This window comes from Thalassospira sp., from assembly GCF_048059015.1.
GTDB lineage: Bacteria > Pseudomonadota > Alphaproteobacteria > Rhodospirillales > Thalassospiraceae > Thalassospira.
Window position 1 is genome coordinate 1 of the sequence record NZ_JBLLNT010000023.1, and the last position, 15,890, is coordinate 15,890.

Genomic DNA, 15,890 nt, shown 5'->3' on the forward strand with positions numbered 1-15,890 from the left:
GATCATTTCTGGGGGCGATTGCCGGTTATCGCGGTGGCTGGACCGATATCACGCTAAACCGCGTGCTTGATACCATCATGGCCTTTCCGCTGTTTGTTTTGGCGATGGGGGTTGTCGCAGCCCTTGGCAATTCGGTTGCCAACATCATCTACGCAACCGCGATCATTAACATCCCGTTCTATGCCCGCCTTGTCCGGGCCGAGGTGAATATTCGCCGCAATGCCGGCTTTACCCTTGCCGCCAAGCTATCGGGTAACAGTGATGCACGCATTCTGGCTTTTCACATTTTCCCCAATGCATTGCCGCCAATGATGGTGCAGGTGTCGCTGAACCTTGGTTGGGCGATCCTGAATGCCGCGGGGCTTAGCTTCATTGGTCTGGGCGTTCGTCCACCGACCCCGGAATGGGGGATCATGGTGGCCGAAGGTGCGAACTTCATCGTTTCTGGCGAATGGTGGTTGGCTTTGTTCCCCGGTCTTTCCCTGATGATTGCGGTTTTGACCTTTAACCTGATGGGCGATGGTCTGCGCGATATCGTCGATCCCCGCCGGAGGACCTGATCATGTTGTCCATCAAGGGACTAAGTGTTGCCTTCCGCACCCGTAATGGCGAGGTCAACGCAGTCAAAGGGATCGATTTCGATCTGGCCAAAGGTGAGCGCCTTGGCATCGTTGGCGAAAGCGGATCGGGCAAGTCTGTCACGTCCTATGCCCTGATGCGCATTCTTGATGCCGGTGGGCGGATCAAGGCCGGTGATGCGGTTTATAGCGGTGTTGATCTGCGCAACGCGTCCGAGCGCGACATGCGCGATATTCGCGGGCGTGAAATCAGCATGATTTTCCAAAACCCGCGTGCTGCCTTGAACCCGATCCGCAAGGTCGGTCATCAGATCGAAGATGTCCTTCGCCGTCACAGTCGTGCGACCCGCCACAATGCCAAGGCAAAGGCGATCGAAGCCCTCGAAGCAGTTAAAATCCGCGACGCGGCAGCACGTTATGAAGCCTATCCGTTCGAACTTTCCGGTGGCATGTGTCAGCGCGTTGTCATTGCGCTTGCTTTGGCATGTGATCCTAAATTGATCATTGCCGATGAACCGACCACAGGCCTTGATATCACAACCCAAAAGGCGGTGATGGATCTGGTAGATGATCTGGTCCGGGCACGTGGCATGTCATCGATTTTGATCACCCATGATCTTGGTCTGGCATCGCAATATTGCGACCGGATTGTCGTCATGAAGGATGGTTTGATCGTCGAGGCCGGTGATCCGGTGACCCTATTCACCGATCCCAAACACGCCTATACCCGCAAACTGGTCAACGCCACACCGCGCCGAACCGGATCAATCAGATCGCTCCTGCCAGAAGGTGAGCGCCCCGAACTTGAACCTCATGTCGTTGGCGAGAAACCACTGATTGATGTGGTTAATCTCTCGAAGACCTATCAGGGCAAAAGTGGTCCGGTGCATGCGGTCAAGAAGATCAGCTTTACCATCCATGAAGGTGAAAGTGTTGGTCTGGTCGGGGAATTGGGGATGCGGGAAATCGACAACATCTTCGATGCTTGTGCGCCTGCTTGATTCCTCATCGGGCAGCATCTTTTATCGCGGCGAAGATATCGCCACCCTCCCGGCGGCGGACTTTGCCAGGCATCCGTTGCGTTCGAAGATCCAGATGGTATTTCAGGACGCAACGGATAGCCTAAACCCGCGCTTTACAGCCCGTCAGGCAATTGCCGATCCATTGTTGCGATTGATGGGAATGCGCGGAGACGCGGTTGCCAAACGTACCGAAGAACTCGCTGAAATGACGGGGTTCCCAAGTCATCTTTTGGATCGGTTCCCGCATCAGCTTTCGGGTGGGCAAAAGGCCCGCGTCGGAATTGCCCGTGCATTGGCAACCGAACCTGATTTCCTGATCCTTGATGAACCCACAGCCGCCCTTGATGTGTCGATCCAGGCGCTGGTTCTGAACCTTTTGGCAGATCTGCGGGTTCGGCTGGGCATCAGTTATTTGTTTGTCAGTCACGATCTGAATGTGGTGCGTCTTTTGTGCGACCACGTGATCGTTATGCAAAATGGCAGCATCGTTGAATCCGGTCTGGTCGCGACCGTGATGGAAAATCCAAGTCATCCTTATACCAACGAACTTCTTTCGGCTGCTCCCCAGGCGCCGGTGCGTGAAATCGCCTGATCAAACTCCGCCATAAGAAATTTCAACAACGCCACAGACGGAATGCCAAAAATGATTGCTGATCTTCCCTTTACACTTGCCGCCTTGCGGCAGGCATACGCATCGGGTTTGTCGCCGGTGCAGGTCATCGAAGAAGCGTTTCGTCGCCTTGATGCGACCAATGATCCGGGCATTTTCATTCATGCTGCCCGCGAAGCGGCCCTTAAGGCTGCGGCAGCACTTGGTGAATATGATGGTCGGCCGCTATGGGGCATCCCCTTTGTCGCCAAGGACAATATCGATGTGCTTGGCATGCCGACAACGGCCGCCTGCCCCGATTTCAAATATGACGCGACACGTGATGCCTTTGTCGTGGAAAAGCTTTGCGCGGCGGGGGCCATTTGTCTGGGCAAAGCCAATCTTGATCAGTTTGCAACGGGTCTTGTCGGTGTCAGAAGCCCCTATCCAATTCCCAAAAATGCCATTGACCCCGATATCGTGCCGGGCGGTTCGTCATCTGGTTCGGCTGTTGCTGTGGCGCATGGGATAGCGACCTTCTCGCTCGGAACCGACACAGCAGGATCGGGGCGCGTGCCAGCAGCGCTTAACAGCATTGTCGGTTTGAAGCCGACCTTGGGCGCCTTTTCCGCAAGTGGGGTGGTCCCGGCTTGTCGCACCCTTGATACCATTTCGGTCTTTGCATTGAATGTTTCGGATGCCTGGGATGTGTTTTCTGTCGCGGCCCAGTTCGATCCCCGCGATGCCTATTCGCGAAAATTCCCGCCATCATCAGCGTTGCGCAAAATCATCCGGACCCGGGTTGCCGTTCCCAATGACAAGACGCTTGAAACATTTGGCGATGATGTACAGCGCGCGCATTTCCATGCAGATGTTGAAAAGCTTGCACATCTCGGCTGTGAAATCATCGAGATCGATTTCACCCCGTTCTATAATGTCGCCAAGATGCTTTACGAAGGTGCATGGGTTGCCGAACGTGTGGCCGCAGTCGGTGATCGTTTGCTTGATGCAGCTGAGACCATTCACCCAACCACACGCGCCATCTTGGAGCCGGGGCTTAAGCTCAGTGCGGCGGATGCGTTTAACGGTATCTACCGCCTCAAGGACCTTGCGCGGGAATGCGAGTTTGCCTTGGCGGGAATTGATGCGATCTGCGTGCCGACCATCCCGCATTTCGTATCGGTTGATGATATCACCAAGGACCCGATTGGTCCGAATTCCCGATTGGGGACCTACACCAACTTCGTCAATCTTCTTGATATGTGCGGTATTGCTGTCCCAACCGGCGCGCGAAGCGACGGTCGCCCGGGTAGCCTGACCATCCTTGCCCGTATGGGCCAGGATGCCTTGGTCGCATCCCTTGCAGCATCACTTGAATCAGGGGCCGTCGGGGCAACCGGGTGGCATCGTGACACGGTTGCCTTGGCCGAGGATATTGTTGGCGAGGATGAAATTGGCATGGTGGTTTGTGGCGCGCATATGTCTGGATTGCCGCTTAATCCAGAATTGACCGGGCGCGGTGCACGCTTGCTGCGCAAAACCAAAACTTCTGCCAAATATCGCTTTTATGCGCTGGCTGGCGGCCCGCCCAAGCGCCCGGGCATGGTTGCGGCCGATGAAGGCGGCGCCGCGATTGAGGTTGAAGTTTGGGCCTTGCCGAAATCCGTGGTCGGCGGTTTCCTTGCGGGCATTCCATCGCCGCTCTGCCTTGGCTCGGTCGAGCTTGAAGATGGCAGCCTTGAGAAGGGCTTCTTGTGTGAAAGTGCCGGTCTGGCCGGGGCGACCGAAATCACAAATCTTGGCAGTTGGCGATCCTATATCACCAAGATGGCGGGATAATCCGGCTCATTTGGGTGCCAGTACAAAATCAAACTTTGATTTCCACATGGTCGCGCTGTTTTCCGTCTTCTCGAACGGTGCGACCAGACTTTCCTTTACGCCAAATACCGTATCGGATGTCAGATATTCATCGCCGCCGACAAAGGTATGCGTCACCAGTTTTTGATAGCCCGGTGCGGTGATCATGAAATGGATATGCGCCGGGCGATAAGGATGGCGACCAAGGGCGGCCAGCATCTTGCCAACCGGCCCGTCATCGGGGATCGGGTAGCTGACCGGTTTTGCGCCGACAAAGTGATATCGCCCGTCATCACCTGTGATGAAGATGCCGCGATTGTTCCATTGCGGTTGGGTGTCTGGTTGCTGAACATCATAGAAGCCTTCGGCATTGTCTGCCCAGACATCAAGCTTTGCGCCTGAAATCGGCTGACCATCCAGATCAAGGATGCGGCCTTCAAACAGGCAAGCCTCCCCTTTGCCATCAAGCGATATGCAATCGCCCATCTGGCGCACCGGGGCATTTGCCACATGAAACGGGCCAAATACCGTGCTTTCGGTCGCACCTTCCGGGCGGCGGTTATTGATCGCATCAACCAGCATCGATGCACCCAGAACGTCGCTTAAAAGGATATATTCCTGCCGTTCATCACCGCACATCTGACCGGTTCGGGTCAGGAACGCGATGGCCTTTCCCCATTCTTCTTCGGTCAGTTCAACATCCTTGATGAAGGCATGAAGATGTTTGATGAGGGATGCCATCACGGTCCGAAGCCGCGGATCAATATCCACGCCCATCCGGGCATTGACGGCGTTGACGGAGTTTTCTTCGCTAAAGAAACCGGTCATCTCATCCCTCCATGTTTTGCGGGGATGATAGCGCGAATGCAGTATAATGTCGTTATTAGCGGTTCGGGATTACGGTTCGATCACCCGGATTGGCTTGCCATTGATCCAGGCCAGAACAGCTTCAACCGTTTGGCCATAAAACACATCCCATGTTTTGCGCGTGACATAGCCCAGATGCGGCGTCAGCAGCAAACCATCACAGCGACGCAACGGATGCGATGTCGGCAATGGTTCCCGGTCATAGACATCAATGCCTGCCCCTGCGATCTCGCCAGCATTCACCGCCTCGATCAGGGCAACGTCATCCACAATCGGGCCACGTGATGTGTTGATCAGGAATGCCGATGGTTTCATCTGCTTGAACTCCGCCTCGCCGATCAGACCTTGGGTGCGGTCCGAAAGGCGTTGGTGGATGGTGACGAAATCAGAAGCGCCCAGCAACGCATGAAGGCTTGGCTTGTATTCAACACCCAGCTCAGCACAGCGATCCTCGCTGAGATTGGCGCTCCATGCGCAGACCTTCATGTCAAACGCTTGGGCGATCTTTGCGACCTTTGCGCCCAATCGGCCCAAGCCGATAATGCCCAAGGTTGATCCTGCAAGATCCTGACCCAATCCGATCTGCCAGCCGCCCGTACGTATGGATGCATTTTCCGCAACCACATTGCGGGCCAGTGCCAGCATCAATGTGAATGTCAGCTCCGGTGTCGCGGTGGAGGGGGATTTAGTGCCGCAAACCACAATCCCGAGATCCTTGGCGGTGGCGATATCAATCGCGTCATTGCGTTTGCCGGTGGTAACGATCAGTTTCAGGTTGGGAAGGGCGCGCAACAGGTCCCCTGCAATCGGCGTTCTTTCGCGCATCACACATAAAACATCAAACGGTTCAAGGCGTGTGCGCAACGTATCCGGGTTCGTGATTGTGTCGTCAAACACCGTGATTTCGCCATGGCTTGCGACTTCTGACCAGTCTGCCGATTTCAGGGCCAGGTTTTGGTAATCATCAAGAATGGCAATGCGCATGTTGGGTTGTTCCGTTCTAAGGAATGGTGATTGAGCCGCTGTGTTTAGGTGTGATCAACGCAGATGTGTGGCCAGAAATTCGGCCGTGCGCGCATGGGCAATTTCGGCAGCCGCCGGGACATAGGATGGGCGAAGCTCGTTGGCAAAGGCGTGGCCTGCATCATACATATGCACTTCCATTTCCGGGAAGGCAGCTTGTGCTTCTTCGACCATCTCAACGGGCACATGATCATCGCCAAGCCCGAAATGACCAAGAAACGGCTTGCCAAGTGGCCGGTCCAGATACTGTGTCAGGCGTGTGCCATAAAACGAAACACCCGCCGCGACATCAAGGCTTTGGGTCGCGCGAAGAGCCAATCCACCACCCCAGCAAAATCCGATCACGGCAACCTTTCCGCCATTTTGCGCAAGGGATGTGACCGCAGCATCAATGTCAGAAACGGTTTGTTCCAGATCGCATGAAAGCATCATGTCGCGTGCACGCGGTGCCTCGTCAAACGGGATGACCGTACCCGGCGCCTTGCGATCAAACAGGGCAGGAATTGCGACCTCATAGCCAAGATCGGCATATTTCGCGGCAATGCCTTTGAGCTGATCAGTCACGCCAAAGATTTCCTGCAAAATCACGATCCCGCCAATCCGATCACCCTTTGCCTGTTCAAACCAGCAATTCAATGAATGACCGTCTTTGGCGGTAATTGTTTTCATCATGTGCCGGGATGTCCTTTTGTCCTAGGATGGTCTTATTGCGGATGGGCGCGGATTTGATTGCCAGCATCATATCGGTTTGTGGCGGGCAGGCAATATGACCAATGTTCGTATTGGTGGTGCAGTTTCAAATACCTTGCCTGCGACCCGCATGCTGTGACATCACTATAGTATGAGGAATAAAAACCTTCCTGTATCGGCACTTGCGCTGCAATTAACCGAAATCGGGATGGATAATTCAAACCGGGAGGCGGTTGATGAAGCTTTTGCGTTATGGCCCATTGGGGCAGGAAAAACCGGGTCTGCTTGATGCCGACGGGACCATTCGGGATTTGTCTGCTGTGATTGATGATCTTGATCCGGGCACGATTTCGGATGCAACCTTTGCCCGCATTGCTGCTATTGATCCCGCGTCCCTGCCAGCCGTTTCGGGGAACCCGCGCATTGGTTCCTGTGTCGGGCGACCGGGGAAATATATCTGCATCGGACTTAATTATTCCGATCACGCGGCAGAGGCGGGCATGGATTTGCCGCCCGAACCGATCGTGTTTTTCAAGGCGACCTCGGCCGTTTGCGGCCCAAATGACGATATCGAAATTCCGCGCGGATCGACCAAAACCGACTGGGAGGTGGAGCTTGGCGTTGTCATTGGCAAGCACGCCAAATATGTCGATGAAGCCGATGCGCTTGATTATGTCGCGGGTTACTGCCTGACCAATGATGTTTCCGAACGCGCGTTTCAGCTTGAACATTCCGGGCAGTGGGTGAAGGGCAAAAGTGCCGATACCTTTGGCCCGACCGGCCCCTGGCTTGTCACCCGTGACGAGGTCGCAGATCCACAAAACCTGTCCATGTGGCTTGATGTGAATGGCAAGCGCTATCAGGATGGCAGCACCAAAACCATGGTTTATGGTGTGGCATTTGTCGTGAGCTATCTGTCGCGCTTCATGAGTTTGCAGCCAGGTGACATCATCTCAACCGGCACCCCGCCCGGTGTTGGCATGGGCCAGAAACCGCAAGTGTTCCTGAAGCCTGGTGATGTGATGGAGCTGGGAATCGAAGGCCTTGGCACCCAGCATCAAAAGCTTGTGCAGGGCTGATATCAGCCGGCGGGTATGATGCGGGGCAGCAATTTGCCCCATCCTCACATCAATGTGATCACTACCACAATACTTTGAGAAAGCGGGGAATTCCCCGCTTTTTTCCATCGAAACTGAGCATTTGTGCGGTGCCGTTTGCAAATTTATCAAAAAATGTCGGTCTTGGACTTGCGCTGTGCCTAATTTAGGACATTTTTCCACTGACAAAGTGCATTGACGCACCTGCGTGTTGTCGCTTTAATGACCATCGGTCACTATTGCTGCGTGCGTAAGTGATGTGATATGCATGTCTTAGGGGTATGGGGATACCGTGCGCATATCGCGCCCTAAATTGATTGGTGATGCACATGTCTAATCTGGCGATCAAAATGAATGATGGTTGGCCTGATGCGGTCAAATCGACGGATCTTCCCTCTGACGACACTACTCCTATGTCCAAAACGGCCTCTGGGCAAAAAGGCGGCGACAGCTTTGCCTTTGCTGATGTCTATCTACGTAATGCACCTTGCTACCTCAAAGGTCTGATCCTTCAGGCCCGTGGCGATGTAAAGGGCAAGTTGACCGCACCCGACACCGGTCTGCTGGCCTTTGAAAACGGTGCGTGTGAAGTTAGCGCGACCTCTTTGTTCCTGACTGTTGCTATGTCGGCGACTGACGAAGCAAGCATTTCGGACATGCAGGCCTATTTCGAAGATAAGCTTCGCACGATGTCACCACAAACCCGGATCGAGTTCGATTGGCGCCGTAAGTGACAATTGGTCAATTACGGTTCGTTGCTGAACGCTGATGTCGATGATGCCCGCTCAATCTTGGACGGGCAATCATGGCACTGTGCGCACGTGCGCGCCGATTGTTTCTTTCTTAAGGTTGGTAACCGCATATGTTGCCAATGACATCAAGGATCGAAAGTCGTGCGTCCTAACTAATGTCGGCATGGTTTGATCTTGGTTGGCCCAAAAGTGGTTGGATAGTTCCATTGAGGTATTGGGACTGTTAGGGGGCTTTCAGTTCTAGCGCAGGGTTATATTTCAGCCATGAATTGTTGAGCATGTCCTGCGTTGCATGTTTGGCTCTAGAGTTAATGTGGTCTAATCCAGAGATAGTTTGGATGCCTTTTTCAAAGTGCACTGCAATGATTGGATATGATCCGACTTTGTGGGCAGCCTTGACCGTAAAGCACAGTTCGTCTAGCCAATGAGCAAATGGGCGTTCCCAGCAATACACATTCACATTGACTAACTTGCCAATAACGATTGCCTCTCCGTTCACTATTTTTCCCCACAATATTTTTGCCTCCTCATTCATCATCGTTGCTTCCCGGATGTTGAATGCGGATACAAAATTGTTCCCTGATTTGCTGAAGCAAGTTTCGTTGCGTGACCAAGTGTAAGGTTTGTGAGGAGCGTGTTCTTGGATGTTTAGTCCGGCCGGCAATGAAGGAATAAAGTTATCCTGACTGCTCATGATCTTTCCTTGGCATTGATTGTCTGGCGAATAGGGTTTGCGGGTCATGTCACTATAAACCGATCCCTCGCCATCCGAACAACGCGGGTGATGTATTCCGCGACTGCAGCCACACTTCTGGTATCCTTGGTGTCGGGATGCTGGAGCATCCAGTAATTGCGCGTGAAGCGGATTTCTGGGAGCAGGCGAACAAGGTCGGGAATGCCGCCCGTGGCGTAGTCGTGCAGGATGCCGATCCCATATCCATTGCGGACTGCCTCCATCTGGGCAACCACGCTGCCGCATTCAAAACGACGGCGCATCAGCTTGCCTAGGCGGGCGGCGTAATCCAGTGCACGGCTGTAAATCAGGTCTTCGATATGGGTGACGAACAAGCGATCTGACAGATCAGCTTCCGATGTCACTGCACCAAACCGGTCGATATAACGCTCGGTCGCATAGACGCTGAGCGTATAGTCGGTGAGTTTCTTGATCACCAGACGTCCCTGTTTCGGACGATCCAGAGTAATCGCAATGTCGGCTTCGCGCTGGGAGAGCGAAAATGTGCGTGGCAGGGGCACAAGCTGGATCACAAGATCGGGGTGATCGGCGGCAAAAGCGGCCAGCTCACTTGCCAGGAAATAGTTGCCAAGCCCGTCGGGCACGCCAACACGCACCGTGCCGCTGATGGTTTCGGTTTGGTTGGAAACGGCAGTTCCGGCACGCAGGAAGGCGGATTCAGCGGCCTCCGCCGCCGTCATTAATTCCTGCCCCGCAGCGGTCAGCTCCGATCCGGTTGTCCGCCGTTCAATCAGCTTGGTGCCCAATTCTTCTTCCAGCGCAGTGAGTTGGCGTCCAACCGTTGCGTGGTTCAGGCCAAGTTGACGCGCCGCAGCAAGGATTTGTCCCTGTCTCGCGACGGCCAGGAAGATGCGAAAGCGATCCCAATCCATGATTTCATGACTTTAATTTTTGCACATCGAATTTGCAGGAATGATAATTGATGTGCATCGGTGTGCATAGTCATAATGGGTGCAGGTTATGAAGTGCGATCACGCACAATCGTAAAATCAGGTTTATCGGGAGAACACCAATGTCCAGCCAGATCACCCATTACATCAATGGAAAGCGCGTTGCCGGTACGTCCGGTCGTTCAGCGCCTGTTTTTAACCCGGCCACTGGCGCGCAGAGTGCGACGGTTGATCTGGCGTCGAAGGCAGAAGTACGCGCCGCTGTTGAGTTAGCTGTTGCTGTTCGTGATGAATGGGCCAATACCACGCCGCTTCGTCGTTCGCGCATCCTCAACAAGTTCCTTGGCATTCTTGAAGAACGCTCCGAAGAACTTGCTGCTGCGATCACGGCCGAACATGGCAAGGTTCTGTCTGATGCATTGGGCGAAGTAACCCGTGGCATTGAAGTTGTCGAATTCGCCACCGGCGCGCCGCAGCTTCTCAAAGGTGAGTTCACCGAAAACGTTGGCACCAAGGTCGATAGCCACTCGATCCGTCAGCCGCTTGGCATTGTGGCGGGCATCACGCCGTTTAACTTCCCGGCCATGGTGCCGATGTGGATGTTCCCGGTGGCTCTTGCATGTGGCAACTGCTTTATCCTCAAGCCGTCCGAGCGTGATCCGTCTGCATCGCTTCTGCTTGCTGAATGGCTGACCGAGGCAGGTTTGCCTGATGGCGTATTCAACGTTGTTCAGGGTGACAAAGAAGCGGTTGATGCGCTTCTGTTTGATGCGGATGTAACAGCAATCAGCTTTGTCGGTTCGACCCCGATTGCGAAATACATCTACGAAACTGCAACAGCCCAAGGCAAACGTTGCCAGGCGCTTGGCGGTGCGAAAAACCACATGATCATTATGCCCGATGCCGATATGGATCAGGCGGTTGATGCCCTGATGGGCGCGGCTTATGGTTCGGCTGGCGAGCGTTGCATGGCGATCTCGGTTGCTGTGCCGGTTGGCAAGGAAACCGCAGATACCCTGATCGACAAGCTGGTTCCGCGCATCAATGAACTGCGCGTTGCACCGGGTACCGATCCGGCGGCTGAAATGGGCCCGCTGGTAACGGCGGCACACCGTGACAAGGTTGTTGGCTATATCAACAAGGGCGTTGAAGAAGGTGCCAAGCTGGTCGTTGATGGCCGCGGTATTAACCTTCAGGGCTACGAAGAAGGCTACTTCGTCGGTGGTACCCTGTTTGATGATGTCACCCCGGATATGACCATCTACAAAGAAGAAATCTTTGGCCCGGTTCTTTCGGTCGTTCGTGCCGATGATTACGAAACCGCAGCCGATCTTGTGAACAGCCACGAATATGGCAACGGTACTGCGATCTTCACCCGCGATGGTGATACCGCACGTGAATTTGCTGCCCGCACCCAGACCGGCATGGTCGGTATCAACGTTCCGATCCCGGTTCCGATGGCATTCCATTCGTTTGGTGGCTGGAAAGCATCGCTGTTTGGCGATCATCACATGCATGGCCCGGAAGGTGTTCGTTTCTACACGAAACTGAAAACCATCACCTCGCGCTGGCCGACCGGCATTCGCAAGGGTGCTGAATTCGTCATGCCGACGATGAAATAACCAACTGCTTCCTCCCGGACGCAGAAAGAAAGCCGCGTAAGGAAACTTACGCGGCTTTTAGTTTGTGGACGACAGGGAGCCGTATCCACGGGGATAGAAGACGGAATAGGCGGTTAGTGTGTGATCGGCTGGGTCAGGGTGACGATGTTGAAACCCTGCCGGGCAAAGATTTTGGTCTGCTGATTAATCGCTTCGCGCTTGCGTTCGGGGTTTTCATCAAGCGTGATGCAGCCGATCGGAATGACCGTGGCATCACGTCGCGCCAGGGTCAGGATTTCATCAGCAATATGATCTTCGTGGAAAACGATATCGGCCGTTTCAATCGCACGTGCGATCCCGTGCGGCAGGTCATAGGCGCAATCCACCATGACTTCTGCCTGAAGGGTTTGGCCACCCGGTACCGTCGCCGCACTGCCATCAGGGACAAATTGGCGCAGTGCAAGATCAATATCCTCGGCACCCAGATTGCGGCTGTTGCGGGTTTGCAGGCCGCGCTGGAAAAAATGCGTCCAGAACCGTTGGCGCGATACATTGTCGTGCAAATGATCGGCAACCTTTTGCCGCGCGTCGCGCGCAATACGGGCCAGTTGTGACATGGTTGCCGGCAGGACGGTTTCGAGGCGCTGGCGAATGATGCGGGCCAGTGCCGGGGCGCAGGCGCCGGTTGAAATCGTGATCATGACCGGCGCACGATCAAGGATCGCGGGCACGATGAAATCACAATGCGGGGTCTTGTCGACCACATTCAAAAGGATGTTGCGCCGTTTGGTCGCGGCCTGAACGCGTGTGGTCAAATAGGCATCATCGGCGGCGTCAAACACCATTGCCGCCCCATTGACCATGGTGTCAACGAAGGGCGCGCTTTCCCAAACGATCCGCCCTTCGTCCACCATCGCGGCAATGTCGTCGCAGATTTCTGCGGCAACCACCGTGATTGCGGCTTGGCTTCGGATCAGAAGCCGTAACTTGCCAAGGGCAACTTCACCGCCGCCCAAGACCAATACCTTTTTCCCGGTGACATGAATGAAGGCCGGGAAATAAGCGAAGTTCTCCGACATGTCAGGCAGCGTTGCGGCCCGGTCGAAATCGGCACGTTCATTCTGCGGCGCGCGGTAATGCGTCATCGAGAATCTCCTTTATCTCCGGCAGGCAGGAACCACATCCCGTCCCGGCTTGAAGCAGGCGGCCAATATCGGCTGCGGTTACGGCATTCTGGTCGGAAATCGCTTTGCTGATCGCGGCCAATCCGACCGAGAAGCACGAACAGATCAATCGATCATTCACAGCGCCCGCATCGGGCATGCGCCCGGCCAAAAGGGCGTTGCGTTCAATCGTCGCGACCTGATTGGCAGCAAACAGGTTCGATACCCAGTCACGGCCAAGGGCGGGGCGATCCGGGCCAACAAACAATGCCCCTGTGATCCGATCACCATTCAGGCGGGCGTACCGATGAATACCCTTTTTGCTGTCGCTATATTCAATGACCTGTTCTTCATCCTGATTGGCGGCAATCGGCAGAAGCGATTTGAACATCATCGGTTCAGACCCGGCGATCTCATAAATCATGCTGCCCGGCCCGGTTGCCGCCACCCAATAGGGTAGATGTGAAAGATCAATCGGCGTGCTGGAAAACAGCAATCCCTGCCATTTTGCGACAAATGGACTTACCGAAACCGGGACATGTTTGCTTTCAGGTTGGCCGGAATGTGGGTCGACATTGGGTGGCAAAAGCCTCCCGATCCCGCCTGCGGCCGAAAAGATATCGTTCCAGTGCATCGGAACGAAAACCTGACCGGGCGTTTGGGCATCTGTCACCAGAACCCGCATCAAGGAAGCACCTTGCGCACTTTTAACCCGCGCGATCCCGCCATCCTTCAAATCAAAAAGGCTGGCATCCTTGGGATGTATTTCCAAAAGCGGTTCCGGGCGGTGCGCACTTAAACGTGCAGCCGTGCCGGTTCGTGTCATGGTGTGCCATTGATCGCGATAGCGGCCTGAATTGGCAATCAGCGGGTAATCAATGCTGGTGCGGGTTTGCGGGGCAGTATGCTTGATGCCAAGCATCTTGGCGCGACCGCTTGAGGTGGTGAAAATCCCATCCCCATAAAGTCGCTCGGCACCACCAATCGGTTGGTTTTTGCGCGATGCGGGCCATTGAAATGGTTCCATCGCGTCATAGGCCGATTTCTTTGCCTTCTGCCAAACGCCGATATCAAACGCACGAAGCCCGTCATTTTCATATTCCGACAGGGCGGCATGTTCGGCAAAGATGTCGCTTGGGTCTTTGTATTTGAACGCCTTGGTATAGCCCATCGCCTTGGCGACTTCGGACATGATCCACCAGTCGGGTTTGGCGTTGCCCTGGGCTTCGCGAAACGGGCGCTGGCGCGAAATACGGCGTTCGGAATTTGTTACTGTGCCCGATTTTTCTGCCCATCCTGCAGCGGGAAGTTTGATATGGGCGAAGCGCAACGTGTCGGTGTCACGAACCACATCTGATGCGATCACAAGCGGACAACGCGACAGCGCAAGACGCACGCGATCGGCATCCGGAAGGCTAACAGCAGGATTGGTTGCCATCACCCAGACGGCCTTGATCTCCCCGCTTTCGATTGCGCGGAACATATCAACGGCCTTGTATCCTTCGCCCGGTTCCAAAACCTTGGATTTCCAGAACCGACGCACACGATCGACATCAATCGGATCGTTCGGGTTCATGTGGGCTGCCAGCTGATTGGCAAGTCCGCCAACTTCGCGTCCGCCCATGGCATTGGGTTGGCCGGTGACGGAAAACGGGCTTGAGCCCGGTTTTCCGACACGACCGGTTGCCAAATGGCAATTAAGGATCGAATTAACCTTGTCCGATCCGCTTGAGGACTGATTGACCCCCTGTGAAAACACGGTGACCGTGCGATCAAAGGCAGCAAACCAGTTAAACAACGTTTCCAGTTTTCCCAGACCCGAGCCGAGTTCATCAGCGCTTTCATGGGTGTCGAGCCCGCATTTTTCTGCGGTTGTCTCGATGTCCGGGCAGTCGGCGCGTGCCTCTGCCACGGCGTTTTCGTAGCCGGTCACATGACGGGCGACGTAACGAAGATCGGTATTGCGGGTTTGGTCAAGCCAGGCCAGCAAACCGTTAAACAGGGCAACGTCGCTGCCCGGTTTGATCGGCAGGTGCAAATCGGCAATATCGCAACTTGCCGTCCGCCTTGGATCAATCACGACGATCTTTGTACCGTGTTTTTCCTTGGCCGCACGCAGGCGCTGGTTCAGCACCGGGTGACACCACGCCAGATTTGATCCGGTCAAAATGACCAGATCGGCGATTTCAAGATCTTCATAGCAGCCCGGAACCACATCCGCGCCAAAGGCACGTTTATGCCCAACCACGGTCGATGCCATGCACAGCCGTGAATTGGTATCGATATGCGGCGATCCGATGAAGCCTTTGATCAGTTTGTTTGCGACATAATAATCCTCGGTCAGAAGCTGTCCCGAGACGTAAAATGCCACCGATTTCGGACCATGTTTTTCAATGGTATCGCGAAGCCGTGATGCAGTTTCGGCAATCGCGTCTTTCCAGGCGACTTGTTTGCCATCGACTTCCGGCTCCAGCAGCCGGAAATCTTGCTTGGTCTCGGCCATGATGGTGTCGATCAAGGCCGCCCCCTTGGAGCAAATCCGCCCAAGATTGGCAGGATGATCGGGATCACCGCCCACAGCCCATCCGTCACGGGTTGGCGAAATGATCAGGCCACAGCCAACACCGCAATAGGGGCAGGTTGTTTTGACCTCATCCCGCATGGCGCAATCCAGCTTGCAGCTCGGTCAGGCCAACACGCACGATCCCGTCGATGACTTCACATTCGACCTTGGCAGCACAGCCATCATCAGGTCCCTGTGCTTCGCCGGTTTCAAGCGAAAAGACCATGTTATGCAGTGGGCAGGTCACGAAATGGCCATGCACGATGCCTTGCGCCAATGGTCCCTGTTTGTGCGGGCAGCGATCAAGCAGGGCAAAGATCTGATCATCAAGCGTTCTGAAAATCGCGATGCGATCGGTTTGGGTTTGAAGCGTGCGCGCACCCTGTCGCGGGATGTTCGCAGCTGGTCCGACTTCTACCCAGGTCAGGTTGTTGATCATCTGTC

At 54.8% G+C, this 15,890-nt stretch carries 15 protein-coding genes; 7 read left to right on the plus strand and 8 right to left on the minus strand.

What is annotated here, in order from left to right; genetic code table 11:
* From ACMZ66_RS21760 to atzF, 4 genes are all read left to right on the plus strand, one after another.
* The coding region (locus tag ACMZ66_RS21760; RefSeq protein ID WP_416940579.1) for an ABC transporter permease at positions 1-560 on the plus strand (560 nt) is incomplete at its 5' end.
* A 2-nt stretch (positions 561-562) separates the two neighbouring features.
* Complete coding sequence (locus tag ACMZ66_RS21765; RefSeq protein ID WP_416940581.1) at positions 563-1,579, plus strand: ATP-binding cassette domain-containing protein; 1,017 nt, start codon at positions 563-565, stop codon at positions 1,577-1,579.
* A complete protein-coding gene (locus ACMZ66_RS21770) occupies positions 1,560-2,192 on the plus strand; it encodes an ABC transporter ATP-binding protein (protein WP_416940583.1) in 633 nt (210 codons plus the stop codon). Before ACMZ66_RS21765 ends, ACMZ66_RS21770 begins: the two co-directional genes overlap by 20 nt.
* Before the next feature lie 51 nt (positions 2,193-2,243).
* A complete protein-coding gene (gene atzF, locus ACMZ66_RS21775) occupies positions 2,244-4,028 on the plus strand; it encodes an allophanate hydrolase (protein WP_416940585.1) in 1,785 nt (594 codons plus the stop codon).
* A 6-nt stretch (positions 4,029-4,034) separates the two neighbouring features.
* Here atzF and ACMZ66_RS21780 read toward each other — a convergent pair whose 3' ends face one another.
* The 3 genes from ACMZ66_RS21780 to ACMZ66_RS21790 form a co-directional block, all read right to left on the minus strand.
* On the minus strand, positions 4,035-4,874 hold the full coding sequence (locus tag ACMZ66_RS21780) for an intradiol ring-cleavage dioxygenase (RefSeq protein ID WP_416940587.1): 840 nt from the start codon (positions 4,872-4,874) through the stop codon (positions 4,035-4,037).
* A gap of 69 nt (positions 4,875-4,943) precedes the next feature.
* A complete protein-coding gene (locus tag ACMZ66_RS21785) occupies positions 4,944-5,897 on the minus strand; it encodes a D-2-hydroxyacid dehydrogenase family protein (RefSeq protein ID WP_416940589.1) in 954 nt (317 codons plus the stop codon).
* A 54-nt stretch (positions 5,898-5,951) separates the two neighbouring features.
* On the minus strand, positions 5,952-6,608 hold the full coding sequence (locus ACMZ66_RS21790; protein WP_416940591.1) for a dienelactone hydrolase family protein: 657 nt from the start codon (positions 6,606-6,608) through the stop codon (positions 5,952-5,954).
* A 254-nt stretch (positions 6,609-6,862) separates the two neighbouring features.
* Here ACMZ66_RS21790 and ACMZ66_RS21795 point away from each other — a divergent pair, with 254 nt between their 5' ends.
* Together ACMZ66_RS21795 and ACMZ66_RS21800 are read left to right on the plus strand one after the other, a co-directional pair.
* Positions 6,863-7,705, plus strand: a complete 843-nt coding sequence (locus ACMZ66_RS21795; protein WP_416940593.1) for a fumarylacetoacetate hydrolase family protein — start codon at positions 6,863-6,865, stop codon at positions 7,703-7,705.
* Between the two features lie 347 nt (positions 7,706-8,052).
* Positions 8,053-8,457 carry a hypothetical protein gene (locus tag ACMZ66_RS21800; RefSeq protein WP_416940595.1) on the plus strand — a complete coding sequence of 135 codons (405 nt, stop codon included), beginning with the start codon at positions 8,053-8,055 and terminating at the stop codon, positions 8,455-8,457.
* Positions 8,458-8,698: 241 nt separating this feature from the next.
* Here the strand turns inward: ACMZ66_RS21800 and ACMZ66_RS21805 are convergent, their stop codons facing one another.
* Both ACMZ66_RS21805 and ACMZ66_RS21810 read right to left on the minus strand, forming a co-directional pair.
* Entirely contained in the window at positions 8,699-9,169 is a 471-nt protein-coding gene (locus ACMZ66_RS21805; RefSeq protein ID WP_416940597.1) for a hypothetical protein, read from the minus strand.
* A 44-nt stretch (positions 9,170-9,213) separates the two neighbouring features.
* On the minus strand, positions 9,214-10,101 hold the full coding sequence (locus ACMZ66_RS21810; protein ID WP_416940599.1) for a LysR family transcriptional regulator: 888 nt from the start codon (positions 10,099-10,101) through the stop codon (positions 9,214-9,216).
* Between the two features lie 140 nt (positions 10,102-10,241).
* Here ACMZ66_RS21810 and ACMZ66_RS21815 point away from each other — a divergent pair, with 140 nt between their 5' ends.
* Entirely contained in the window at positions 10,242-11,741 is a 1,500-nt protein-coding gene (locus ACMZ66_RS21815; RefSeq protein WP_416940600.1) for a CoA-acylating methylmalonate-semialdehyde dehydrogenase, read from the plus strand.
* A gap of 113 nt (positions 11,742-11,854) precedes the next feature.
* On the opposite strand, the gene ACMZ66_RS21820 is transcribed toward ACMZ66_RS21815, so the two are convergent.
* The 3 genes from ACMZ66_RS21820 to nirD are packed head-to-tail and all read right to left on the minus strand — an operon-like array spanning position 11,855 to position 15,885.
* Positions 11,855-12,865, minus strand: a complete 1,011-nt coding sequence (locus ACMZ66_RS21820; protein WP_416940602.1) for an NAD(P)-dependent oxidoreductase — start codon at positions 12,863-12,865, stop codon at positions 11,855-11,857.
* The gene (locus ACMZ66_RS21825) at positions 12,837-15,545 is read right to left on the minus strand and encodes a molybdopterin-dependent oxidoreductase (protein WP_416940604.1); all 2,709 of its coding nucleotides are present in this window, start codon (positions 15,543-15,545) and stop codon (positions 12,837-12,839) included. The genes ACMZ66_RS21820 and ACMZ66_RS21825 overlap by 29 nt, the downstream gene beginning before the upstream one ends.
* Entirely contained in the window at positions 15,535-15,885 is a 351-nt protein-coding gene (gene nirD, locus ACMZ66_RS21830; RefSeq protein WP_416940606.1) for a nitrite reductase small subunit NirD, read from the minus strand. The genes ACMZ66_RS21825 and nirD overlap by 11 nt, the downstream gene beginning before the upstream one ends.
* Positions 15,886-15,890 lie beyond the last annotated feature (5 nt).